The 21902-nt window shown below is 63.5% G+C and carries 24 protein-coding genes and 1 pseudogene; 14 read left to right on the forward strand and 11 right to left on the reverse strand.

Annotation, left to right across the window (positions count from 1 at the left end; genetic code table 11):
• Positions 1 to 50 precede the first annotated feature (50 nt).
• From ACIQCY_RS08940 to ACIQCY_RS08950, 3 genes are all read left to right on the forward strand, one after another.
• Positions 51 to 656 (forward strand): MarR family winged helix-turn-helix transcriptional regulator, encoded by a 606-nt coding sequence (locus ACIQCY_RS08940; protein ID WP_400483540.1) that lies wholly within the window; start codon positions 51 to 53, stop codon positions 654 to 656.
• Complete coding sequence (locus ACIQCY_RS08945) at positions 653 to 1591, forward strand: NmrA family NAD(P)-binding protein (protein WP_400483541.1); 939 nt, start codon at positions 653 to 655, stop codon at positions 1589 to 1591. The genes ACIQCY_RS08940 and ACIQCY_RS08945 overlap by 4 nt, the downstream gene beginning before the upstream one ends.
• Positions 1592 to 1816: 225 nt before the next feature.
• Positions 1817 to 3124 (forward strand): hemolysin family protein, encoded by a 1308-nt coding sequence (locus ACIQCY_RS08950; RefSeq protein WP_400483542.1) that lies wholly within the window; start codon positions 1817 to 1819, stop codon positions 3122 to 3124.
• A 17-nt stretch (positions 3125 to 3141) separates the two neighbouring features.
• On the opposite strand, the gene ACIQCY_RS08955 is transcribed toward ACIQCY_RS08950, so the two are convergent.
• From ACIQCY_RS08955 to ACIQCY_RS08965, 3 genes are all read right to left on the reverse strand, one after another.
• Positions 3142 to 3798: a PAS and ANTAR domain-containing protein gene (locus tag ACIQCY_RS08955; RefSeq protein ID WP_400483543.1), complete on the reverse strand. Its 657-nt coding sequence runs from the start codon at positions 3796 to 3798 to the stop codon at positions 3142 to 3144.
• Positions 3799 to 4305: 507 nt separating this feature from the next.
• A complete protein-coding gene (locus tag ACIQCY_RS08960; RefSeq protein ID WP_400483544.1) occupies positions 4306 to 5538 on the reverse strand; it encodes a saccharopine dehydrogenase family protein in 1233 nt (410 codons plus the stop codon).
• 158 nt (positions 5539 to 5696) lie between these two features.
• Positions 5697 to 6680 (reverse strand): DMT family transporter, encoded by a 984-nt coding sequence (locus ACIQCY_RS08965; protein ID WP_400483545.1) that lies wholly within the window; start codon positions 6678 to 6680, stop codon positions 5697 to 5699.
• A 72-nt stretch (positions 6681 to 6752) separates the two neighbouring features.
• Between ACIQCY_RS08965 and ACIQCY_RS08970 the strand changes: the two are divergent.
• A pseudogene (locus tag ACIQCY_RS08970) lies at positions 6753 to 6926 on the forward strand (LysR family transcriptional regulator); the annotation flags it as partial.
• Positions 6927 to 6974: 48 nt separating this feature from the next.
• The gene (locus ACIQCY_RS08975) at positions 6975 to 7697 is read left to right on the forward strand and encodes a LysR substrate-binding domain-containing protein (protein ID WP_400483575.1); all 723 of its coding nucleotides are present in this window, start codon (positions 6975 to 6977) and stop codon (positions 7695 to 7697) included.
• A gap of 32 nt (positions 7698 to 7729) precedes the next feature.
• Here the strand turns inward: ACIQCY_RS08975 and ACIQCY_RS08980 are convergent, their stop codons facing one another.
• The 4 genes from ACIQCY_RS08980 to ACIQCY_RS08995 form a co-directional block, all read right to left on the reverse strand.
• Positions 7730 to 8776 (reverse strand): NAD(P)-dependent alcohol dehydrogenase, encoded by a 1047-nt coding sequence (locus ACIQCY_RS08980; RefSeq protein ID WP_400483546.1) that lies wholly within the window; start codon positions 8774 to 8776, stop codon positions 7730 to 7732.
• An 88-nt stretch (positions 8777 to 8864) separates the two neighbouring features.
• Positions 8865 to 9326 (reverse strand): MerR family transcriptional regulator, encoded by a 462-nt coding sequence (locus ACIQCY_RS08985; protein WP_400483547.1) that lies wholly within the window; start codon positions 9324 to 9326, stop codon positions 8865 to 8867.
• A 90-nt stretch (positions 9327 to 9416) separates the two neighbouring features.
• On the reverse strand, positions 9417 to 9959 hold the full coding sequence (locus tag ACIQCY_RS08990; RefSeq protein ID WP_400483548.1) for a hypothetical protein: 543 nt from the start codon (positions 9957 to 9959) through the stop codon (positions 9417 to 9419).
• 22 nt (positions 9960 to 9981) lie between these two features.
• Positions 9982 to 10173 carry a helix-turn-helix transcriptional regulator gene (locus ACIQCY_RS08995; RefSeq protein ID WP_400483549.1) on the reverse strand — a complete coding sequence of 64 codons (192 nt, stop codon included), beginning with the start codon at positions 10171 to 10173 and terminating at the stop codon, positions 9982 to 9984.
• 415 nt (positions 10174 to 10588) lie between these two features.
• On the opposite strand from ACIQCY_RS08995, the gene ACIQCY_RS09000 reads away from it, so the two are divergent.
• The gene (locus tag ACIQCY_RS09000; RefSeq protein ID WP_400483550.1) at positions 10589 to 11338 is read left to right on the forward strand and encodes a GAF domain-containing protein; all 750 of its coding nucleotides are present in this window, start codon (positions 10589 to 10591) and stop codon (positions 11336 to 11338) included.
• A 69-nt stretch (positions 11339 to 11407) separates the two neighbouring features.
• Here ACIQCY_RS09000 and ACIQCY_RS09005 read toward each other — a convergent pair whose 3' ends face one another.
• Positions 11408 to 12163 (reverse strand): GAF and ANTAR domain-containing protein, encoded by a 756-nt coding sequence (locus ACIQCY_RS09005; RefSeq protein WP_400483551.1) that lies wholly within the window; start codon positions 12161 to 12163, stop codon positions 11408 to 11410.
• Between the two features lie 731 nt (positions 12164 to 12894).
• On the opposite strand from ACIQCY_RS09005, the gene ACIQCY_RS09010 reads away from it, so the two are divergent.
• The gene (locus tag ACIQCY_RS09010) at positions 12895 to 13353 is read left to right on the forward strand and encodes a hypothetical protein (protein ID WP_400483552.1); all 459 of its coding nucleotides are present in this window, start codon (positions 12895 to 12897) and stop codon (positions 13351 to 13353) included.
• A 184-nt stretch (positions 13354 to 13537) separates the two neighbouring features.
• On the forward strand, positions 13538 to 13726 hold the full coding sequence (locus ACIQCY_RS09015; RefSeq protein ID WP_400483553.1) for a hypothetical protein: 189 nt from the start codon (positions 13538 to 13540) through the stop codon (positions 13724 to 13726).
• A 130-nt stretch (positions 13727 to 13856) separates the two neighbouring features.
• Here the strand turns inward: ACIQCY_RS09015 and ACIQCY_RS09020 are convergent, their stop codons facing one another.
• The 3 genes from ACIQCY_RS09020 to ACIQCY_RS09030 form a co-directional block, all read right to left on the reverse strand.
• Positions 13857 to 14270 carry a MarR family winged helix-turn-helix transcriptional regulator gene (locus ACIQCY_RS09020; RefSeq protein ID WP_400483576.1) on the reverse strand — a complete coding sequence of 138 codons (414 nt, stop codon included), beginning with the start codon at positions 14268 to 14270 and terminating at the stop codon, positions 13857 to 13859.
• Complete coding sequence (locus tag ACIQCY_RS09025; protein WP_400483554.1) at positions 14270 to 14578, reverse strand: DUF3040 domain-containing protein; 309 nt, start codon at positions 14576 to 14578, stop codon at positions 14270 to 14272. Before ACIQCY_RS09025 ends, ACIQCY_RS09020 begins: the two co-directional genes overlap by 1 nt.
• A 179-nt stretch (positions 14579 to 14757) precedes the next feature.
• Positions 14758 to 15525 (reverse strand): hypothetical protein, encoded by a 768-nt coding sequence (locus tag ACIQCY_RS09030; protein WP_400483555.1) that lies wholly within the window; start codon positions 15523 to 15525, stop codon positions 14758 to 14760.
• Positions 15526 to 15763: 238 nt separating this feature from the next.
• Between ACIQCY_RS09030 and ACIQCY_RS09035 the strand changes: the two genes are divergently transcribed.
• The 6 genes from ACIQCY_RS09035 (at position 15764) to ACIQCY_RS09060 (ending at position 21811) form a co-directional block, all read left to right on the forward strand.
• A complete protein-coding gene (locus ACIQCY_RS09035) occupies positions 15764 to 16390 on the forward strand; it encodes a hypothetical protein (protein ID WP_400483556.1) in 627 nt (208 codons plus the stop codon).
• Positions 16391 to 16576: 186 nt separating this feature from the next.
• On the forward strand, positions 16577 to 17431 hold the full coding sequence (locus ACIQCY_RS09040) for a DUF2382 domain-containing protein (protein WP_400483557.1): 855 nt from the start codon (positions 16577 to 16579) through the stop codon (positions 17429 to 17431).
• Between the two features lie 527 nt (positions 17432 to 17958).
• Entirely contained in the window at positions 17959 to 18786 is an 828-nt protein-coding gene (locus ACIQCY_RS09045) for an alpha/beta fold hydrolase (RefSeq protein WP_400483558.1), read from the forward strand.
• Positions 18783 to 20537, forward strand: a complete 1755-nt coding sequence (locus ACIQCY_RS09050; protein WP_400483559.1) for a putative bifunctional diguanylate cyclase/phosphodiesterase — start codon at positions 18783 to 18785, stop codon at positions 20535 to 20537. Before ACIQCY_RS09045 ends, ACIQCY_RS09050 begins: the two co-directional genes overlap by 4 nt.
• A gap of 534 nt (positions 20538 to 21071) precedes the next feature.
• The gene (locus tag ACIQCY_RS09055; RefSeq protein ID WP_400483560.1) at positions 21072 to 21353 is read left to right on the forward strand and encodes a hypothetical protein; all 282 of its coding nucleotides are present in this window, start codon (positions 21072 to 21074) and stop codon (positions 21351 to 21353) included.
• A 122-nt stretch (positions 21354 to 21475) separates the two neighbouring features.
• Positions 21476 to 21811: a hypothetical protein gene (locus tag ACIQCY_RS09060; RefSeq protein ID WP_400483561.1), complete on the forward strand. Its 336-nt coding sequence runs from the start codon at positions 21476 to 21478 to the stop codon at positions 21809 to 21811.
• Positions 21812 to 21902 lie beyond the last annotated feature (91 nt).

Consider the following 21902-nt stretch of genomic DNA (forward strand, 5'->3'; position numbering starts at 1 on the left):
TCACAGATCATTTTTGTTGAAGACGATCTGTTGTTGGTACGATTCGAGGCATGCCTGCTTCACCGCCATCGGACCAGCCCCTGGAGCCCTCCGGCATCGATTGGGATGCCGGGGGCATCGAGACGGAACTCGGGTGGTCGCTGCAGGCGATGTCGCAGGGTTTTGCGCGGATCGCGACCGGTGCCGTCGCGGACGTACCCGGTGGGCCGCGGGGATACCAGGTGCTGGTTGCCATCACGACCGAGGCGCCGACGTCGCAGCTCGTCCTCGCGCAACGGCTCGGCATCGACAAGACGGCGATGGTCTACGTGGTCGATGCCCTCGAGGGTGCGTCCCTGGTCGAACGCCGGCCCGATCCACGGGATCGCCGCGTCCGTCAGGTCCTCCCGACGGATCAGGGCCGCGCGCTCCTCGGCGCGGCGCGGGCAGCACTCCGCGGCGTGGAAGGCCAGCTGATGAGGAACCTCAGCCCGGAGGAACAGGAGCAGCTGCGCCGCCTCATGGCCCGCGTCGCCCTGGACTCCGGTGCGGTGGAGTCGTGCATCGGGGTCGTCGCCGACACCGAGCAGCCGGTGGCCTCACCCCACCTCTCAGCCCGCCGACGTCGTGCCGACGTCCGTGACACCACCCCTCCAGAGAAGAGCACCCCATCATGACCACCGTCCTCGTCGCAGGAGCCACCGGTGACCTCGGTCACCGGATCGTCCGCGACCTGCTCGCCGCCGACCCCGCAGTCTTCGTTCGTGTCCTGACCCGCCCGGGCGGTAGGACCGCGCACGCCATGTACGGGGAGCGTAGCCGCGTGGAGATTCGCGAGGCCGCCTACACGGACCACGCCGGCCTCGTCGATGCCCTCTCCGGTGCCGACGTCGTCGTGTCCGCGGTCAGCGGCGCGCGCTCCGTCATCCTCGACGCCCAGCGGGCGCTGCTGGCAGCGGCCGTCGAGGCCGGCGCGGCACGCTTCATCCCGTCCGACTACTCGGCCGATCATCGCCGTGTCACCCCCGGCACCAACCGCAACTTCGAGTTGCGCCGGGAGTTCGCCGCCGCCCTCGATGCCGCGCCGCTCCGCGCCACCTCCGTGCTCAACGGCGCCTTTGCGGACATGCTGACCGGACAGGCTCCGATGATCCTGTTCAAGCGGCACAAGGTCCTCTACTGGTCCTCGCCGGACCAGCTCCTGGACTTCACCACCAAGGACGACGTCGCCCGCACCGTTGCGCACGTGGCACTCGACGACGCCGCGCCCCGCTTCGTCGAGGTGGCGGGGGACCGCGTGACGGCCCGAGGCCTCGCGCGGATCATGACCGAGCTCACCGGCGTTCCGTTCACCACCCAGTGGGCCGGCACCACGGGAATGCTGTCGGGCATGGCCCGGATCGGCCGCCGGGTATCAGCGGACGAGGAGGCGGCCTTCCCCGCCTGGCAGGGGATGCAGTACTTCGTCAGCATGTTCAGTGGTGAGGCCCAGCTGCGCCACGTGGACAACGACCGCTACGGGCCGCAGGCCTGGACGGGAACACGTGACGTCCTCGAGGCGTACGTGAAGGACGGCGACCACGGGTTGACGACGACGGCGGCGGCCATGTAGCTCGGCATGCCGCCGGACCCGACCCGTACTCCGCCTTCGTCGGGCGGTGTCCGTCCCGTCCACCGGCCGAGGCATGCGGTGCACCTTTTCGGGCCTCGGGTCGACCGGTGTGACTTCCCTTTCCTAGAGTGGAGGTATGAGCCGTTCCCCTGACACCTCGTCCGACTGCGATAGACCCGGCGCCCGGCGGAGGCCGGGCCGGCCTCCTGCCCCTGAGGTGGCCGAATGAACAGTGACCTGGCGTTGAACATCGCCCTGGTCGTGGTGTTCGTCCTCATCGGTGGTGTGTTCGCCGCGACGGAGATGGCGCTGGTGACGCTTCGGGACAGTCAGGTCAATGCGATAGCACAGCGTGGGAAGCGGGGCGAGAAGGTCGCCGCACTCGCGCGCAATCCGAACCGCTTCCTGTCAGCGGTGCAGATCGGAGTGACGGTCGCCGGGTTCGCGTCGGCCGCGTACGGGGCCTCGTCGATTGCCCCCTCCGTCGCACCCTTGCTGGTGTCGCTCGGGCTGGGCGAGCCGGCTGCCCTCACCCTTGCCACCATCCTGCTCACCCTGGTTGTCGCCTACCTCTCGCTCGTCCTCGGTGAACTCGCGCCGAAACGCCTGGCGATTCAACGCAACGCGCAGTTCGCCTATGCGGTGGCGCCGGTGCTCAACGGTTTCGCGGTACTGATGCGTCCGGTCATCTGGTTGCTGTCCGTGTCGACGAACGCCGTCGTCCGTCTGCTCGGAGGCGACCCGCACCGCAGGAGCGAAGAGATGACCGAGGAGGAACTCCGCGACATCGTCATCAGCCATGAAGGGCTGCCCGAGGACGAACGCCGCATCCTGGACGATGTCCTCTCACTGCGCGACCGGCAGATCAGCGAAGTGATGCGTCCCCGTCCCGAAGTCGTCGCCATCCCCAGCAGCGACACCGTCGGTGAGGCGATTTCCCGCATCGTGGAACTGCCGTTCTCCCGGTACCCGGTCGTGGACCAGTCCATCGACGACATCACCGGCTTCGTGCACGTGCGGGACCTGTATGACGCCGCCGCGCACGACCGGAGCGCGCCCCTGGCGCAGATCCTCCGGCCGATCCCGTACCTGCCCGCTACCGCTCGTGTTCTGCCCACACTCACAAGACTCCGCGCCCGGAACACGCACATCGCCGTCGTCATCGACGAGTACGGTGGCACCGACGGCATCGTCACCTTGGAGGACCTCGTCGAGGAAGTCGTGGGCGAGATCTTCGACGAGTACGACACCGATGCCGCACCCATCAAGCTCACCGAGGGCGGGGGCGTCGTGGACGGGCGACTGAACTTGCAGGACTTCGCCGAGACCACCGGTATCGAACTGCCCCGCGGCACCTGGGATACGGTCGCCGGTTACGTCCTCGACCGCCTCGGCCGGCTCGCGACACCGGGAGACACGGTCGACGTGGAGGGCGCGACCCTCCAGGTCGTCAGCATCGATCGACGCCGCATCGCCGAACTCCTCGTGACACCTGCAGGAACGCAACCCCATGACGAGCAGGAAAGCCCCTGATCAGCAGGCAGGACTTCCTAGGGAGTTGGAAGAAGCTCCAGCAGGGCCAGGGCACGGGATGCGGGTTGGTTCCGCTGGTTGAGCTGGTGGGTGCGATCGATGATGTCCTGGGAGAGGGCGATGACTTTGCGGTTGGAGACCTGGCTGCGCCGGCTGATCCAGTCGAAAGCCTCGGATGCTGTCAGTCCGCCCCGAGCCATCAGGATACCCTTGGCCTGCTCGATCACGCTGCGCTTCACGGCGGATGCTGCGACGGCTTCGTTCGCCAGGCGGTGGGTATCCATATGGATGGAGTGCGTCAGATCCACGACCAGGGCCCACACGCCGATGGGTTCATTGCCGTGCTCGCCTCGTGTAAGGATGTAGTCGCCTGAGATCAGGACCTTACGGACCTTGCCGTTCACGTCCCGCAGGGACAGGTACGCGGAACGCGGGCCGCCGACGCTCAACAGGCTCTCCCACAGGGATCTGGCCGCGTTCTGATCCCCGGGTTCGAAGTGGGAGATGCCGAGGTCGAGGGTGGGGACGATCTCGCCGCGTTCGTACCCGTGGATCCGATACAGCTCATCGGACCAGTGCAGGGCAGGGGATTCGAAGTAGTGCTCGACGACGCCGGTCGGGCAGTTGACGAAATACTCGACGGTCTCAGCAGAATGAGCTTCGACACCAGACATGGGAGCCGGAGATTCCGGGGTTTCGGGGGAGGAGGCTCGTCGGTGTGGCCGGCTGAGCCCGCGAACTAACCACGGGACATCCTTCAGGCGTGGGTCCAGTATGCACAGCACACTTTCAACATCACCCGTGCTCATGCTCAAGCTTTGCCTGCCACGACAGCCGTAGGACGGGATGAGGCCGAACGGCTTCCCGCATCATCCTCCTGGGTGCTTCTGGAAGTGCCGATCAGCCGTTGTCAGGGCGCATCGGAGGGGGCCGCCTTGCTGATGATCGCAGTGGCCGGGTCGCAGTTTCACATTCCTGGTGATGGAGGCCCGCTGGAGGATGTCCAGTGCCTCGGCCGGTGAAGGCGGTCATGGAACCGAAGACCTGCTCGATCGCGTGCACGGCCTCATCACGTTTCGAGGTCTCCACATCGACGCGCATCGTGCACATCATCAACCACGCGTTGCCGCACGCAGCGCCCACCAGGAGTTCCAGCCGGTCGGATCAGCATGCCCAGCACATCAGGTGAGGGACACGACCTCGTAGGTATGGCCGGCCGCACGCAGCCGCTCCACCAGGACGTCGCCGAGGGCGGTTGCCGGGGTCAGCGATCCTGCGGTGGGCGGCAGGCGGGCGCCGTCGAGGGCCAGCGAGAGCGCTGTCTCCCCGGCCATGACGGCGGTGGCGGCGTATCCGGGGTCGCCCGGCCCGGCTGCGACGGCCCGGTACCGCCGGCCGCTCTCCGTAGAAGCGGTCACCCGGGAACGGAACCAGCCCGAGCGCCGCGCTGCCTCGCTCGGGCCATCCCCGGGCGACGGAAGGACGCGGTCCAGCAGTTTCCTCGTGGGAGGTAGGGCCAGCGCGGCTCCGAACACCCGTAGGCCGAGCGCCGTCGCTCCGGCGATGACTGCGCCGACGGGCCCGCGCCCCATGCCCATCACCTCGCCGTACCGCAGGGCCCGGCCGTAGGCCCAACCCTGCAGTGCGTTGCTCCGACGCACGATCCGCGTGTTCACCGACGCCATGATGAAGGGTGCGGTCCACAGGCCGTCCTCCGATCGGCCGACCCACCCCAGGTCCGCAGGCTGCCGGGTCGAGGGCTCCGCCGTCCGGTCCGGACTGAGGGAGTAGGGATCGGCCGCGAGCGATCGCAGCACGCGGTCCGACCGCATGCCGTCGAGCTGCCCACGCATCGACTCGATGGTGCCGCCACTGAAGCCACCCTTAGCCCTGGCGACGAGCTGCACCTCGGTCAGTCCGCCCGCGCCGTCGGCCTCCGCGGCCTGGTGCAGGAGGAGCACCGCGAGGTCCGACGGGACGGAGTCGTAGCCGCATCCATGGACGATCCGAGCACCGGTCGTCCTTGCCAGGGTGTCGCAGCGATCGATGGCCTGACGGACGAAAGACACCTCGCCCGTCAGGTCCCCGTAGTGGGTGCCGGCGCGGGCACACGCCTCGACGACCGGCAGCCCGTACTTCGCGTAGGGACCCACCGTGGTGAAGAGCACGCGGGTGCCCGCGGCCAGCGCAGCGAGCGAGTCAGGGTGCTCCGAGTCCGCCTCGATGAGGGCCCAGCCCTGTGCAGCGACGGGCAGCCTGGACCGCACCGCCTCGAGCTTCACCCTCGACCTCCCCGCGAGTCCTACGCGCAGGTCCGCCGGAGCGTGGTCCGCAAGGTATCCGGCGATCAGTTCACCGACGAAGCCGGTAGCGCCGAAGAGGACGAGGTCGTGATCGCGCGCCGGGGCTTCCATGCAGGCAGTCTTCCATGGCAGCCCCCGGACCGACACCGAGAAGTGCCAACCGCTCCTGTCACCGCAGGAACCCAAGGTTCCCTCACCGGGAATCAGTGGTCATGCGTCTACCGGCGCCTTTCAGTGACCGCGAGCCTTTTCGGCGGTGTCAGGCGGTGTCAGGCGGTGTCAGGCGGATCGGTGTGAGGTGTTGGTGGTGTTCGGTGGCGTGTTTCGGCTCGTAGTCCCAGGTAGGTGCCGGTGATGATGAGTGCGGCACCAGTGACGCCGAGGAGTGTGAGTGTTTCCTGACCGATGGTGAGTCCGATGAGGACGGCCCAGATGGGTTCGGTCCCCATGAGGAGGCTGGCCCGGGATGCTGATGTCTGCTGGATGGCCCAGGTCTGGACGAGGAATGCGAACACGCTGCACGCCAGGCCGAGGTAGAGCACGCCGATCCATTCGCCCGTGTCGAAGCCCCGCACCGCCTGAAGCACGTTCTTGTAGTCGCCGAGAGTGTAGACGAGGGCGCAGAGTCCGCTCTGGATCAGGGTCAGAGTCAGGGCGCTGTAGCCGCGCTCCCGGGTGAGCGTGGAGACGGCGGTGACGTGGATGGAGCGCATGAGCGCTGCGGCGAGCATGAGCAGGTCTCCGGGGGTGGGTGTGGCGAATCCGTCACCGGAGACGAGCAGGCAGACGCCCACGACTGCGATGACGCCGGCGATGAAGACCGTGCGCGGTAGTCGTACCCGGAAGGCGATGCTCTCGGTGACGGGGGTGAAGACGATGACGAGGCTGATGATCAGTCCGGCGTTCGTGGCGCTGGTGCCGGCGATCCCATGGGTTTCGAGGATGAGCACGGCCGCCTGGGTGAGACCCAGTATGACGCCGACCATGGCTTCGCGGCGTGTGGCCCGGTGGCGGTTCCAGACCAGCCAGATCACCACCAGCGCCACGGTCGTAATGAGAAAACGCAGGGAGAGGATGACCGTGACACCGAGCGTATCGGTGAGGGTTTTCGCTGCCAGATAGCTGCTGCCCCACACGATAGCGACCAGGAGCAGCAGCAGGTCCACTCTGCGCGCAGCAAGAAGGGAAGCAAGGAGTGCGCGGCGTCGAGGTGATGAGGTTTCCGGTGGGTGGAACAGTAATGGGGAGGTCACCCCCTGAGTCTCATGGCTACAGACCGGTAAGACGAGAGGGCACTTGGTGAACTACTGGTTTAGCGTTCACTTATGGATCTTCACCAGTTGCGGTTACTCCGGGAGTTGGGCGAGCGTGGCAGCCTTGCCGCTGTGGCACGAGCCCTTCACGTCTCTGCGTCGGCGGTGTCCCAGCAACTCACGGCATTGCAGCGTCGGGTCGATGTTCCCCTGACTGAACGTCGGGGACGGAACCTTGTGCTGACCGGTGCCGGTCAGGCGTTGGCCAGGGCTGCGGTGGATATCAGTGTCGCCATGAGTTCCGCCGAGCAGGCTGTCAGCGGGTACCTCCAGGATCCCACCGCGACGGTGAGTATTTCCGCCTTCAGCAGTGCGGGCCTGACCTATTTCGGCCCCCTACTCCAAGCCCTGTCCGGGGAAGGAAGCCCGCGGCTGCTGTGCCACGACCGGGATGTAGGGCAGGACGACTTTCCTGCCCTTGCCGCCGACTACGACCTGGTCATCGCCCACCGCCTCGAGCACAGTACGCCGTGGCCAGGATCTATCACGGCCATACCGCTGGCACGCGAGCCCCTGGATGTCGCCATGTCGGGCCGGCATCGGCTCGCGAATGCTCCGAGCGTCAGTGTCAGGGACCTCCTCGATGAGGAGTGGGTGTCCGTTCAGGACGGGTTCCCGCTCGTTTCCGCCCTGTGTGCGATCGCGGTCCATGCCGGCAAACCCCTGAATGTCACGCACCGGATCAACGAGTTCTTCGTCGCAGCCGCGATCGTCTCCGCGAGCCCCGCCGTCGCGCTGATGCCCCGCTACACCGCGTCCCCTCCGCCTGGCAGCGGCATCGTCCTCAAACCGATCCACGATCTACCGCTCGCCAGGCGTGTTGACATTCTCTGCCGGCCAGAGGCTCTCCACCGGACCGCAGTCCAGCGGGTCATCACCACGCTCAGGGAGACTGCAGTTCCCAGAACCGGGGCACCCCTGCCACCACGCTCCAGTTCAGCTTCGGCGTGGTGGTAGGGGTTACGGCATGTCTCGGGCTGGTTGGTCTCCTAGGCGAAGGTGGCGGCGTCGATGACGAAGCGGTAGCGGACGTCCGAGGCGAGGACCCGCTCGTAGGCTTCATTGATCTTCTCGGCCGGGATGACCTCGATCTCGGCGCCGATACCGTTGCGGGCGCAGAAATCGAGCATCTCCTGCGTTTCTGCGATGCCGCCGATCATGGAGCCGGCGAACGAGCGGCGACCACCGATGAGCGCCATGGCGTTCACCGGCAGCGGCTCGGCGGGCGCGCCGACGTTGACCAGGGCGCCGTCGACCGTCAGGAGTCCCAGGAATGCGCTGATGTCGATCCGGGCGCTGACCGTGTTGATGATGAGATCGAATGAGCTGGCCAGATCGGTGAACGTGGTCTCGTCGCTGGTGGCGTAGTAGTGGTCCGCTCCCAGCCGGAGGCCGTCCTCCTGCTTCTTGAGGGATTGTGAGAGGACGGTGACGTCGGCGCCCATGGCGTGCGCGATCTTGACGGCCATGTGACCGAGCCCGCCGAGGCCGATCACGGCGATCTTCTTACCGGGGCCGGCTCCCCAGCGGTGCAGGGGTGAGTAGGTGGTGATGCCGGCGCAGAGCAGGGGGGCGGCGGCATCGAGTCCGATGCCCTCGGGGATCCTCAGGACGAAGTCCTCGGTGACGACGACGTGGGTGGAGTAGCCGCCCTGGGTGATGGTCCCGTCACGGTCGGTGGCGCCGTAGGTGCCGACCATCCCGTTGACGCAGTACTGCTCGTCGCCCGCCGTGCAGTTTTTGCACTGCCCGCAGGAGTTGACCATGCAACCGACGCCGACCCGATCGCCGACCGCGTGCCTGGTCACTTCGGAGCCGACTTCAGCGACGATGCCCGCGATCTCGTGGCCGGGCACCAGCGGGTAGGGCTGCGGTCCCCAGTCACCCTGCACGGTGTGGATGTCGGAGTGGCAGATGCCGGCGTACTTGATGTCGATCAGGACGTCGTGGGGACCGACGTCCCGGCGTTCGATGGTGGTGGGGGCGAGGTCGCCGTCGGGGGAGGGGGAGGCGTAGGCGTGAACGGTGGTGGTCATGTGTTTTCTCCTAGGGGTGGGTGTGCCAGGCAGTGCGGGCGCGCCGAGTACGCGGACGGTCCGGTCCGCTGGCAGGGGCGCGTGGTGCCTACTGCTTCTTGGTCTTCTTGAGGTCGTCGGCCAGGGAGCGTGCTTCATCCGACAGTTGTGCGGCCCTGGACTCGTCGCCGGCCTGGACGGCCTGCCAGTAGTCGATCTTCAGTGCGACGTAGCGTTTCCGCAGCGCGATGGACCTCGCTTCTACGGCCAGCTGTTCCTGCTGGGCCTTCAACAGCTCGATCTGCTGCTCGGCCGCGTCAGCACCAAGCGCCCCGTTCCCGATGTAGCGACGCATGTCACTCACGGACATTCCCGTCGCGCTCAGGCAGGAAACCCAGGTCAACAGATCCAGATCCTCCGGCGTGTAGACCCTGTGCTTGCTGCTGGCGCCACGAGAAATCGGCGCGATCACGCCGATCGATTCGTAGTAGCGCAGCGTACTGGCCGGCAGTCCCGTCAGGGCCGCCGCTTCCTTGATCGTGTAGGTTCTCCGGATGGTCGGTACGCTCACATCTTCAACGATAGGAACTTCAAGTACTTGAAGACAAGCCGCCCTCGGCAGCGAGGCGACCTTATGAGGCGCCACAGTCCGCCTCCAGCGCTACTGGCCTCGGCGAAGGATGCTTTGACTGGACGGGCTATGAGACCGGCATCTGAGCAACCTGGTCGAGCGTCGACGCGGGACACCGAATTGCGCGACGGGACTGCCCTGCAGCAGTTCGAGACGCACAAGGTGGATGTTTGGGGGGGTCCAGCTTCGGTGGTTGATGATGGCGAAGGAGCCAGCGCCGGTGACGAACAGGGTCCCCATGAGCAGGGTCATGACCATGGGTGGTTCGGCGCCGAATCCGATGGCGAGGGTGGCGATGCCGATCAGGGGGAGGGATGCCAGGCCGACGACGGCTAGTGCGCGGGTCAGGAGTGTGTCCTCGCGTTCATCCCCGGTCTGGGTCCACGCACGCTCGAAGGTCGTGGCACGTTCTGGCCGGCGAAGTACTCTCCATGCCATGACGAGGGCTCCTGCGATACCGATGCCGAGTCCGACGAGGAACCCGGGGATCATGTGGCCCGGGGCGTGCTCGCGGAGCAGCACCAGGGCGATGGCCACCAGGCCGAGGATCACTCCCAGGATCCCGAGGGCCACTACGTTGCGGTGAAGACGCTTGTCAGTCTGTATGGAAGATTTCCTCTACTGGGCGGTGGAAGTAGCGGGCAATGGCGATAGCCAGGGGCAGGGACGGATCGTACCGGCCCGTTTCGATCGAGTTCACGGTCTGCCTGGAGACCCCGAGGGTCTCGGCCAGCTCCCGCTGCGACATGCCGGTCTCGGCGCGAAGATCGCGGATCCTGTTTTCCACGCCACCCCTTGATGTAAAACACGCTTGTCCTGACAAGGGTCCTTTACGCGTGGGTGGTTGTCAATCCTTTGCACGCTCGAGGTACCGATGAACGAGGTCTCCAGCGTGCCGCTGTTCCTCGTCGCTTGTGTGGGGATGTTTCCGCTGTCTGTAGATGGAGGGCATCCTTGCTGTTTGCCCTGGATGGTTCATCTCTTCTAGGTCCAATAACGGATGAAGGGTGCACCAGGGTGTTGCTAGCCTTAGGAGAGTAAGCCTGCTGATGAATAGTGTGGGGATTAGCGGTCGGTCTTGCGACGACGATCCAACGGCTTGGGTGGGGCTGTCGACACGGAGGGTTTAGATCTTGGGCACACAAGCGCAGGTTCAGCAGTTGAGGGAGGCCCTGTCAGCGACAGGATTCTCCCTTCAGGATGTGTGGGTCAGTTACTACGGCCTGGGCGGGGCGGTCTCACTCTTCGAGCTCGAGGCGTACCTGGGAGGCTTGCTGGTGCTGCAGGACCAGGAGTGCGACATCCTGGCCGATGCGACCAACGAGCTGTTGTCCGGAGTGGGGGCCAAGAACCGGATCAACCGTTGCTCCGATGATGCACCGTCGGGTTCATCGGCGGACTCCCGGCGGGCGCTGGGCCTGGCGGGAGCTTTCCTGTTCACCGCTGAGGAACAGGAACAGGAACGCCTGCACGCGGTGACCCGGACCGGGTTGCTGGACACCGCGCAGGAGGAGCGATTCGACCGGATCACCCGGGAAGCGAAGGACTACTTCCAGGTCAGCTCCGTCATCGTCGCGCTCATCGATGACCGCCGCCAGTTCCTCAAGTCCGTGATCGGGCCGGTCCGGCAGGACATGCCGCGGGAGATCTCCTTCTGCAATGCCACGATCCGCAATGCCGGTCCGCTGATCGTCCGGGACGCCCGGAAGGATGATCGCTTCAAGCACAACCCGCTGGTTCTGGGCGAGCCCTACATCAGGTTCTACGCCGGCTATCCGCTGCGGGGTCCCGGAGGCTGGACGATCGGCACGTTGTGCGTGATCGACCAGGAACCACGGGAATACTCCATGCGCGATGGGAAGAAGCTGCGCACGCTCGCCCGACAGGTCGAGGACGAGATCGATGGGCCACGAATACTGCCCGACGAGCCAGAGGACCCTGACCAGCAGTAAGGCTCCGGGCAGGCTGATGTTCCTCGTACTCAGCGAGCTTGGGGTACATAACGGTAGCCGGGGCGGAAGTCAGCCGTCGAAGTGGGTGCGGACCGGCCCTGTCTGTCCGAGGGACGCCAAGAGGTCGGCTGCGAGGTCCCGCAGTTTCAGGTTGCGGCCTTGGGAGGCAGTGCGGAGGATCGTGATTGCATCGTCCTGGCTGCACCGGTTTTGGCCCATGATCGCTCCCACGGCCAGATCAATGGTTGTGCGGGATTCCATGGCTGCTTTCATGTTGTTGGCGTTGTCGCTGAGGGTCGCGATGCGCACGGCAAGGCGCAGGGATTTGGATGCGTCGCGGGCGAAGCCCTCGGCGACAGCGATGCTGGTGCCGGTAAAAGCGTTCGGTTGCGTGGAGTAGAAGTCCAGGCCCGCGCTGGCGCCGGCATCGAGGCGGATGGGAATACCGAGCGCTGAGCGGATCCCATGGCCGGCGATGGCTTCACGGTACTCAGGGAACCGGGGTTCGGTCAGGAAATCGGGTATGTGCACGGTGTGACCTTCCCGGGCAGCCCGGAGACACGGTCCGTCGTTGAACCCATACTGCACCTCATCCATCACCCGAGCCCGTTCGCTGCTGCTGGCAACCGTTGTCATCGACCCGGGACGCAGCAGGGTAACCCCGCAGAACACTTCACCGTATGCGCCGGTGAAGGCAGTGGAGGCGATGGTGACCAGGCCGTCGAGGAACTCCTGCACGTCCTGGCTGTCCAGGACAATGTCCTGTAACAAAGCAACCGTTTCATTGTCCGCAGCCTCTGCGGCAAGTTCTCGTTCATCGGGCACAGCTGGTATTCCTTACCGACTCTAGGACGAGTCATCACAGCACAGATCGGCATCGAGCCAGGCAGAGCAAAGGCGGACGCAGAACCACCGACGGGGGGCCTACAGACTCTTCACAAGGGGCTAGCTATGCCAGGTGCAGGACTCGAGGATTTGGGTGGATCACGTAGTGGTTGCGGGGTTGCGGGGTTTCGGCGGTGTCGCGGCGATCGAGTTCCTCAATGAGTTCCTCATTGAGGAATTCCGTTTCCGAATCAGGTTTAACCTCGTTCGCGTATTCGTATGACAGTTCGCGCTCGATCTTGCTGTTGAGGAACTCGACGTCGGGGAGGGGGAGCGAGGCGAGGTCTTAGGGGAACGCTTCCGACGGAGTAAGTCTGGTGTGCATGGCGCCGCCTGTCCGGGTGAAGAGAGCATGATGAAACGTCGGCTCTCTTCTGAACCACCGTTGACCATATCAGCAGGACGTCATCTAAAGCACGTGTATCTGAATGCCCACCTGTGTCCTCCATCGAGCGGCGTCCGGGAGGGGGGTGGATGCTGAGGACCCTGGGTCCGCCGGTGATCGGCCTGGCAGGGACATCGGACGTATCGTCAGGTGCACTCCTCCGTGGCGCCTGAAAAGGCAGCAGCTGCTTAGGATGGATAGTTCTTGTCGGCCCCGCCGGTCTCAGGCGTTTTTCGGGTTGCAGCCGCAGGTGTATTGCCAGTCCTCGTGCCCGGGAGTCTTGTTCGTGAGTAGCCACATTACCGTCGTCCCTGAGTTCAGCATCCGGCGGATCGACAGGTGCGCAGTCGCTGTATCCCCGCTGGCCAACGTCTCCGTCACCGCTGATCACGCCCTGGCTATCCTGGAGCAGAGTTTCGAGCTCACCGAGCACCGGCAGTACGTGGTGCTGGTCGACGTAAGGATGGTCGACGATGTGTCCCCAGAAGCCCGCAGGATCTTCATGGCGGCCAGGCATGTCTTGGCTGCTGCAATGCTCGGCAGGGGCCCGATGGACCGGATGCTGTCAGCCCCGTACGAGGGCGCGGTCTACCCCTCGGAGTTCTTCACCGACCAGGGAGCCGCTATGAAATGGTTGAACCTCATTCATGACCTGGTGTGCGAGGACCCGATCGAGCACACGATGAGCCTGACCGTCGACCTCGACCCCTTCGCGACCAGACCCGGAGCTGAACGAACCGTATGACCTCAGGAGATAAGGCAGAGGTACGGCTTGCAGCACCCCATCGAGAGGTGGGCTCGGACGGTAACGAAGCCAAAGGTCATGATGCAGTTTCCTGTCGGAATTACCGTCCATGGTGGGTCGATGCCCCGAAAGCCCCGAACGCGGCAGCCAGGGAATCCGTAAGACTCAGAAAAGGCTTCCGCTTATGAGCGACACTTCCTGGGTCGATGAGATCGGTGTGATGATCGGCAGGACCAAGGGCTTCCTGCTCTCGGACCGAACCGCCCATGAGGTTGTCGACGCCGTGGTGGACGTGGTTCGGGACGTCATCGCCCGCGGGATGCTGATGGAACGCCACGACTTGGACCGCGACGAAGCCCGCGAGGCGCCCTGATGGACGCATCCCACCGGACAAGCAGCGACAGCTGACCTGGGTTGCCAGGGCCGTGGCTGGAAAGAACCCGCGTAACCACGCATAACAGTCCGATGGTGTCCAGAAGTGCCTCGAGCCTTGGCAGACTGCGTTATGACCCGGGACAGTGCGCGGTGCGGTTGATGATTGCGGCGAGGATAGGCCGGAGGGCTTCGACATCAGCGGGTAAGTGGAGCGCCCGGAGGCGTTCTCGCGCGGCCTCGAAGAGGGCCCGGCCTCGCTCGGTAATGCTCACGGCTATCTGATTTCGAGGGAGGCCGCGCTGACGGGTGATCCATTGGTTGGTCTCAAGTGTCGTCAGGACGGCGCCTATGGTCTGAGGGCGGACGCGCACCAGGCGGGCGAGTTCGGACTGCAGCATGGGACTTCGCTCATCAAGGTACTCCAGGATGTAATAACCCAGTTGAGGCAGCCCGAGCGCTTTGAGGTGGGCCGCTGACTCCCGCTGGAGGGCCCGGGCCGCTACAGACAGCAGCTGCAGGGAGGACCAGTAATCTTGCTTCATCACACCACGCCCCCCGAATCCTTGGGCTGGCCCTCAGCGAGCTGATCCTTGTGTCCGGACAGGTGGACACGGGATCCACCCACGATCATGAGGACGAGTCCGAGGACGCCGATCAGCGGGATCTCCGTCATGACGGCGAGGATCAGGACCACGAACGCGACCAGCACCATGACCAACGCTCCAGTTGAACCAGCCGTACGGTGCTTCGTCCCGCGACCTCCGGTGAGCTGAACCAAGAGGGGCTCCTCGGCTGCCAGTTGCCGCTCGAGCTCCCTCCACTGACGGCGTTCCTCCGCGGCTAAAGTCACCTCGTGCTCCCTCCGGACCTTTGGTTCTGCTGCGATCTCTTCATGTTTGTGGATGTCACCGAGTGCCTTTGAGGTACGGAAGGGGTACCACCCCGAGTGGGCGGTACCTCTTCCGTCGTATCGGGAGGACTTCACCCTCACGATCACGGAGCGTCCGTGACGGCAGAGAGGTGCGACGGCTAGATGCGGTGAGCGCCGTCGTTGGGCCAGGTGGTGGTCTCCCCTGACTTGGCCTGGCGGACCTTGTCTTGGAGCTGCTGTTGGGCTGAGGGTGCAGTGCTGGCTTGGGCGGCGATCTTGGGTGCTTCCTGCTCGGCCTTGTTCAGGTAGGTCTCCCACCGGCGGGACATAGGTGCGATGAGGCCGCCACCGACGCCGACGACGATAACGCCGACGATCGATGTCAGGACGGCAATGAGGATCGGCGTGGTGACCGTGGTGGCGATCTCGACCTGGTTCAGGGCGGCGATGATGCCGATGCCGAGGATGAAGATACTGGCGATGTTCGCGAGGATGTTGCCGTAGGACAGGCCTCCGAGGGCGTTCTGGATCAGCGACTTCACTGCTGCAGCGATGGCCGCTGCGATGACGACTATGACGATCGCGACGATGATCTTGGGCAGGAACGCGATGATCCCGGCGAGCAGGTCACTGACCGGGTTCGGTCCGAAGACACCGAAGGCGAACTGCAGGACGAACAGGACCAGGAAGTAGTAGACGATCTTCGACACGATGTCACTGGCGTCGAGCTTGGACTGCGAGAGTGCTTTCTTCACGCCACCGCGTTCGACGGCGCGGTCGAAGCCGACCTTCTCGAGGAGCTTGTCGAGGGCCTTGGAAATCACCTTTGCGATGATCAGGCCGACGATGAGGATAACGAGGAACAGGACGAGTTTCGGGACGAACTCGACCACGGTCGCCAGACCGCTTCTGAGTGTTTCTTCCATGGAGGACTCCTAGATATGAGTGAAGAGAAGCCAGTTATGGGCGCCCCATCTCGCACCAGCAGCTCGTGTCAACCTCACCGTAGGGTGCTGTCAAGGAGAATGCAAGGGTGCTGATGATCAGCCTCCTTAGGTATCGTTTTTGTGGGGCGTTCCCCTCGGGTAGTCACAGGCTCACCTACCCGAGGTATGAACGCCAGCGGTAAACCAGACTCGCAATACCTTCTGAATAGGACACAACATGGCAGACAAGAACACCTCCGGGGCCAGCACCCCGAAGCAGCGGCGCCACGACGTGGTGGCCGCGGAGAAGGAAGCCTTTGGTGGGATCAAGCTGGGCGCTGCCTTCTTTGGATGGCTGACCGCCATCGGCATGACCGTCATCCTCGGAGCCCTGGCAACAGCCATCGGCGTCGGAGTCGGGGCCGCGAACACCACCGGTGCCCAGGATGCCGCGAACCAGGTCACCCAGAACGCTGACACTATCGGAATCGTCAGCGGGATCGTGCTCGCCATCGTCCTGTTTCTTGCGTACTACTGCGGCGGGTACGTCGCAGGCCGCATGGCGCGCTTTGACGGTGTGAAGCAGGGTATCGCTGTGTGGCTGTGGGGGATCGTGATCGCCATTGTCGTCGCGATCCTTGGTGCGATCGCCGGCGACCAGTTCAACATTCTCTCCAGCATTGGCGGCGCACCCCGCATCCCCGTCGACGGGAGCCTGCTCACCGCCTCCGGCCTGATCGGCCTGGCCATCGCCGTCCTCGTTCCCCTGATCGGGGCGATCCTCGGCGGCAAGGCAGGCATGCACTTCCATCGCAAAGTCGACCAGGTCGGCATCGACCACCAGTCAGGCCTCACCGGCCACTGATGCTCGCTAGTGCTACTGACGCTTCCACAGCTCAATAACACCGGACCGTAGCTATGACCAGCGGTGGTTTTCCAACGAGGACAGCGCTGCACGAACTGATACTCACTACCAACTGATAATCACTACCGGGGACCGACCAGCACTGACTGTCTTGGATATAGGTCCTACATCTACAAGGAGTTCAACATGATCTCGCAGAATGACATCGACACCCTCCTCTCCGGCCGCGGCCAGGTCCTCGCATCCGATGGATCCAAGATCGGCTCCGTCGGCCAGGTGTACCTGGATGACCAGACCGGTGACCCGAGCTGGGTGACCGTCAAGACAGGCCTGTTCGGCACCTCCGAGTCCTTCGCTCCCCTGCAAGGCGCGAACGTCACCGGTGACGACGTGACCATCGGGTACACCAAGGACCAAGTCAAGGATGCACCCCGCATCGAATCGGACGGCGCCCTCAGCCCCGAAGAGGAAGACACCTTGTACCGCCACTACGGACTCGCCGGCCACGCTGGCACCACGGGGACTACTGGCCGGGACTTTCTCGACTCAGACACCACCACGACCGGAACCACAACAAACTATGACCGGTCACGCAGGGCGGTTGGTCAGGACACATCCGGTCCGACCACTGATGACGCGATGACCCGTTCCGAGGAGGAACTCCACGTAGGCACCGAGCGCCGCGAGGTCGGCAAGGCCCGGCTGCGGAAGTACATCGTCACGGAGAATGTCACCAAGACCGTTCCCGTGTCCCGCGAAGAAGTACGGATCGAGCGGGAGCCCATCACCAACGCCAACCGCGGTGATGCCCTTGCCGGCCCCACTATCAGCGAAGAGGAGCATGAAGTAGTCCTCCACGCAGAGCGCCCCGTCGTCGAGAAGGAAGCCGTTCCTGTCGAACGCGTCCGCCTCGACAAGGAAACCGTCACCTCCCAGGAAACCGTCACCAGCGACGTCCGCAAGGAGCGCATCGAACTTCTCGACGACAGCATTGACGGAACCACCAACGACGGAACCGACACCACCGGCCGCCGCCACTAAAGTCGAGAGGGCAAAAGACCGTAGCGATAAAGTGAGCGGGAGTGGCAGGCACCCTGGACGGGGGTGCCTGCCATTTTTTATTACTCGTTGAGGCACACGGTTACGTGGCACACATGAAGCATGTGAGCGGGGTTCTGTCTTGTTCAGCGATTGCTCGGCGCGGTTGGTCAGCTATCCAAGCTGCAGCTGTCTAAAAGAGCTTTAGGGTTACGAGGCAGTCCCAAGCACCTCGAATGCTCAATGTTGAGGCAGGTTCTGCCCAGTTCTTTGATGCTGTACAAGTGATCGTCCTAGGCTCGGGTGGGAAGCGTGCTGTCCACTTGCTGATGGGGCGCTCAAGTTGATCTAGCCGGGCGCATGTCGCTTCAGTCGGTGTGAATTTGCGCGCATGCTCAGCGCTGCTGGGATGGAGCCGGAGACGCGTGCGATTCATCGCTGGGGAACCGCCGGGGCATCCGTGATGCCAGTCGGACGTGAACCCTTCGTCATTACCTGTTTGCCTTACCTCACTAGAAAGCGGATTGGCCTTGCACTTTGGCACCTCAGATCTCATTGAACGTCATCACGTGAGAATCAGTGGTCCGCCCGATGGTCCGGTGCTGTTGTTCGCCCATGGGTTCGGCTGTGATCAGAGCATGTGGCAGCGGATCATCCCGTTCTTCGAAGACCAGTACCGCATCGTATCGTTCGACCATATGGGCTCAGGGCTGTCCGACCTCGATCAGTATGATTCCGAGAAGTATTCGACCCTCGAAGGGTATGTCGAGGATCTGCTCGGGTTGTGTCGCGAGCTGGAGCTTCACGATGTTGTCCTTATAGCGCACAGTGTGGCGACCATGATGGCCATCAAGGCTGGTATCGCAGATGTGGGTAGGTTCAGCGCACTGGTGTTGGTAGCTCCATCGCCCTCATACATTGATGACCCTTTCGAGGATTATGTCGGTGGATTCACGCAGCAGGACATTGATGGTCTTCTGGAATCTTTGGACAGCAACTACTTCGCCTGGTCAGCCTCGCTAGCCCCTATCGTCATGGGAAACCCTGACGTACCCGAGCTAACAAATGAACTTGAGGCGAGTTTTTGCCGCACCAACCCCGACACCGCACGTAATTTCGCGAGAGTCACTTTTCTCTCGGATATTCGCTCTGATCTGGAGGATCTGGTCGTTCCGGCGCTGATCCTTCAGTGCACCGATGACATGCTTGCGCCCCCCGAAGTGGGACGTTACCTGCATGACAAGCTGACAGGCAGCAGACTTGTTGAACTCGCAGCGACCGGTCACGTGCCCCAGGCCAGTGCCCCAGAGGAAACAGCACAGGCGATCCTGCAGTACCTGAGGCAAGGTCTGGGATGACGTCGGGCACGAACTACGAGCAGCTTTTCCAGCAGGCACCGTCCAGCTACCTGATCACCGACGAAAACTGGACCGTTACCGCCGCGAACACGACCTTCCTGACCTGGACCGGGTATGGCAGCGAAGACATCGTTGGCACGTCTCTTCCCCGGCTCATGCCGATAGGTGATCGCCTTCTGCATTCGACCCACACTGCCCCTCGAATGCAGTTGATCGGGACAGTGTCCGAGGTGTCACTGGAGATCATCGACGTGGAAGGACAGCGACGGGCTGCCCTGCTTACAGCTGTCCGGTCAGTTCGAGCCGACGGGGGAGCGGAGATCTGGGTGATCATCTTCAGCGCTCACGAACGTCGCCAGTATGAGCTCGAACTCGTCGCGGCACTGAGGCGCGCGGAAGAGTCCGAAGCCCGAAGCCTGCGGGCCGAGGCCGGACTGCAACACCTCGCTCTGCACGACTCCCTTACCGGTTTGCCGAATCGGGCGGGTCTGGCCGCTATCCTCGAAAAAAACATTTCCGAGACACTGCCCGATATGAAGGTCGCCGTCCTATTCGTAGACCTCGATCACTTCAAGTCGGTCAATGACAGCCTCGGACATAAGGCGGGAGATGAGCTTCTAAGCATCGTGTCACGGCGGCTCACCTCAGCTGTGCGACATACAGGTATCGTCGCGCGGTCCGCCGGAGACGAGTTCGTGGTAGTTGAACACGTCAGCGCCCTGTCCGATGCGACAGTACTGGCCCAACGTCTGCTCGAGACACTGAACAGCTCGATGATCATTGAGGGTCTGGAAGTCATCTGCTCGGCAAGTATCGGTATCGCCCTCGCTGATGACCGAGGTGTCGACCCCGACGTGCTGCTGCGTCGAGCCGATATTGCGATGTACCGTGCGAAAGCACGGGGTCGTAACACCTGGGAGGTCCACGACCCCGCCGAGTCCGACCCAGCAGTGAATCGGATGCGGCTCCTGGGAGAACTCCGCCACGGCATCGAAGCTGGTCAGCTGCGTGTGCACTACCAACCCCGAATCAACGTTGCGACGGGCGTCATCAGTGGAGTCGAAGCACTGGTGCGCTGGGAACATCCGACTCGAGGCCTCTTGCAACCGATCGACTTCATCGACCTCGCAGAGGAGTCCGGACTCATCCGGGACCTGGGAGCGCGGGTGCTTGATGAAGCCATCAGACAGGGCACTCAATGGAGCAGGCTGGCCGCGGTGCACACACCCGTCGAGATCGCCGTCAATCTCTCCGCCCGGCAACTCATCGATCCTCAACTCATAGGGATGGTCGAAGCCGCTCTCGCCCGGTACGACTTCGAGCCAAATTTGCTGACACTGGAAATTACCGAAACGGCGCTCATGGACAACCCTGCGGAAGCATTCACGGTGCTCACCGCTCTCAAAGCACTGGGTGTGGGACTGGCAATCGATGACTTCGGTACCGGCTACGCAAGCCTGACTTACCTCAAAGACTTCCCCATTGATGAACTCAAGATCGACAGGTCTTTCGTTAGCGGGCTCGGGAGCAATGACGGTGACAGCGCGATCGTTGCGAGCTGCATCCAACTCGCTCACGCCGTAGGAATCCGAGCCGTCGCCGAGGGAGTCGAAACAGACGGGCAACGTTCCACCCTGCTCAGCATGGGCTGCGACCTCGCACAGGGATACCACTACAGCAGACCCCTCAGTCCGGAACACCTTACAAACTGGATCACCAGCCATACCCGTGCCACGCCCGACCTCAACTGACGCGCATCAGTCGTCGCGATTCCTGCGTTCCGTCAAGTAAGAGCATTGCGCAGCCAACGCCATGCTGTGCAGGTCCCTGGGCCTCGGCATCATTGACCGGGAATGCCTCGACGTGGTGGGCAGCTAAAAGACGGAAAACGGACGTTCACGACAACGCAGCACCTCGAGGGGCGGAGATATCCACCGCCTAGCGTCCAGGGCACCAGACCGCGCGGCCGCTACGTGGCCGGTACAGCTCGGGTAGAACCGTTGTACGCGCTGGTCTATCCGATGGGGGATACGAGGCATTAGGAGGCGTGCATCAGTTGGCGGTATCGCGGGTTGTCCTGCAGGAAGCCTTGCGTCACTGGAAACTAAACCTTCAGCAGTCCCTATAGCTATCTACTTGCCGATGCGGCGGCATTCGTATAGGCATTCAATTGGCTGTGACAATGGTATTCCTGGACGGTCGAGCGGTTCTGGGGTTGCTGCGGTATCGTCGGTTTCGCCTCTAGAAGCGGGGCTTTTTCGGCCAGCACGTGATTGAGGTATTTCGTGAGCGACAGCAGCAGGTTGGACCCGGGTAAGGAGTTCCCGGAGGATCTGACAGTGATAGACCGAGATGATCTGGACATCCTCAACAGCAGGAATCACCGGGCACGGGACCTGCAGTACATCCGTGACGGCGAGGTAGAGGCGGAAACGGACGGTCAGCACCACGAGCTACGAGAAGAGCTCGATCGCCGTCAGGCAATCCGCGATAGACCAGCTCATACCACCAGCTTGCCCGAAGCTGAGAAAGTGGCTGAGGCTGAGGCTGAGGTTGAAAAAGCCTGAGGTTCAAGAAGGTTGAGGGGTAGGGGTTTTGGTGACCGTCTGCAACCTCGTTTTGAGTAAGCCAGCTCCTGTACCTCGCCCGTGGTTTTCGAGAAGGTTGATGGGACCGGGCGAGGATGAGGGTGGTTCAGGTGTTGAACGCTGAGGAGCAGCGGCGGGAGTTTGTGCGGATGATTCTGCAGGAGGATCTCGACCTGCAGGATGTGTGGCTGGAGTATTTCGCGATGTCCGGTAGCGCGTCCGAGGAGGACGTGGCTCTCTACGCGGTTGAGATGGTGATGCTGTCCGAGGCCCAGCGTGACCTGCTGGCGCTGGCTGCACAGGAATCCGCGCAGAACATCGGCGTTGCATTCCACCTCAGGCTCGAGCCGTTCCTCCGGCAGCTCGAGGACCACGGCGGCGACCGTAACCAGAACCACGACGATTGCGGCGGCGACGACGGCCACCGTCGCCACTAGGGCGTGTCTCCTAATAGCGTGGGGCGGTGTGCGGGACGATATTTGAGTGTCACGTGATGCTGTTCTAACCGACGCCCAGTGGGCTCGGATT

The sequence above is a fragment of the Arthrobacter sp. NPDC092385 genome (genome assembly GCF_044755105.1).
Classification (GTDB): Bacteria; Actinomycetota; Actinomycetes; order Actinomycetales; family Micrococcaceae; genus Arthrobacter_D.

Excerpts from the sequence above, each read along its gene's own strand:
- ACIQCY_RS08940 (WP_400483540.1), top strand. The coding sequence starts at position 51 with ATGCCTGCTTCACCGCCATCGGACCAGCCCCTGGAGCCCTCCGGCATC.
- ACIQCY_RS08945 (WP_400483541.1), top strand. The coding sequence starts at position 653 with ATGACCACCGTCCTCGTCGCAGGAGCCACCGGTGACCTCGGTCACCGG.
- ACIQCY_RS08950 (WP_400483542.1), top strand. The coding sequence starts at position 1,817 with ATGAACAGTGACCTGGCGTTGAACATCGCCCTGGTCGTGGTGTTCGTC.
- ACIQCY_RS08955 (WP_400483543.1), bottom strand. The coding sequence starts at position 3,798 with ATGTCTGGTGTCGAAGCTCATTCTGCTGAGACCGTCGAGTATTTCGTC.
- ACIQCY_RS08960 (WP_400483544.1), bottom strand. The coding sequence starts at position 5,538 with ATGGAAGCCCCGGCGCGCGATCACGACCTCGTCCTCTTCGGCGCTACC.
- ACIQCY_RS08975 (WP_400483575.1), top strand. The coding sequence starts at position 6,975 with ATGAGTTCCGCCGAGCAGGCTGTCAGCGGGTACCTCCAGGATCCCACC.
- ACIQCY_RS08980 (WP_400483546.1), bottom strand. The coding sequence starts at position 8,776 with ATGACCACCACCGTTCACGCCTACGCCTCCCCCTCCCCCGACGGCGAC.
- ACIQCY_RS09015 (WP_400483553.1), top strand. The coding sequence starts at position 13,538 with ATGAGCGACACTTCCTGGGTCGATGAGATCGGTGTGATGATCGGCAGG.
- ACIQCY_RS09020 (WP_400483576.1), bottom strand. The coding sequence starts at position 14,270 with ATGAAGCAAGATTACTGGTCCTCCCTGCAGCTGCTGTCTGTAGCGGCC.
- ACIQCY_RS09030 (WP_400483555.1), bottom strand. The coding sequence starts at position 15,525 with ATGGAAGAAACACTCAGAAGCGGTCTGGCGACCGTGGTCGAGTTCGTC.
- ACIQCY_RS09035 (WP_400483556.1), top strand. The coding sequence starts at position 15,764 with ATGGCAGACAAGAACACCTCCGGGGCCAGCACCCCGAAGCAGCGGCGC.
- ACIQCY_RS09040 (WP_400483557.1), top strand. The coding sequence starts at position 16,577 with ATGATCTCGCAGAATGACATCGACACCCTCCTCTCCGGCCGCGGCCAG.
- ACIQCY_RS09050 (WP_400483559.1), top strand. The coding sequence starts at position 18,783 with ATGACGTCGGGCACGAACTACGAGCAGCTTTTCCAGCAGGCACCGTCC.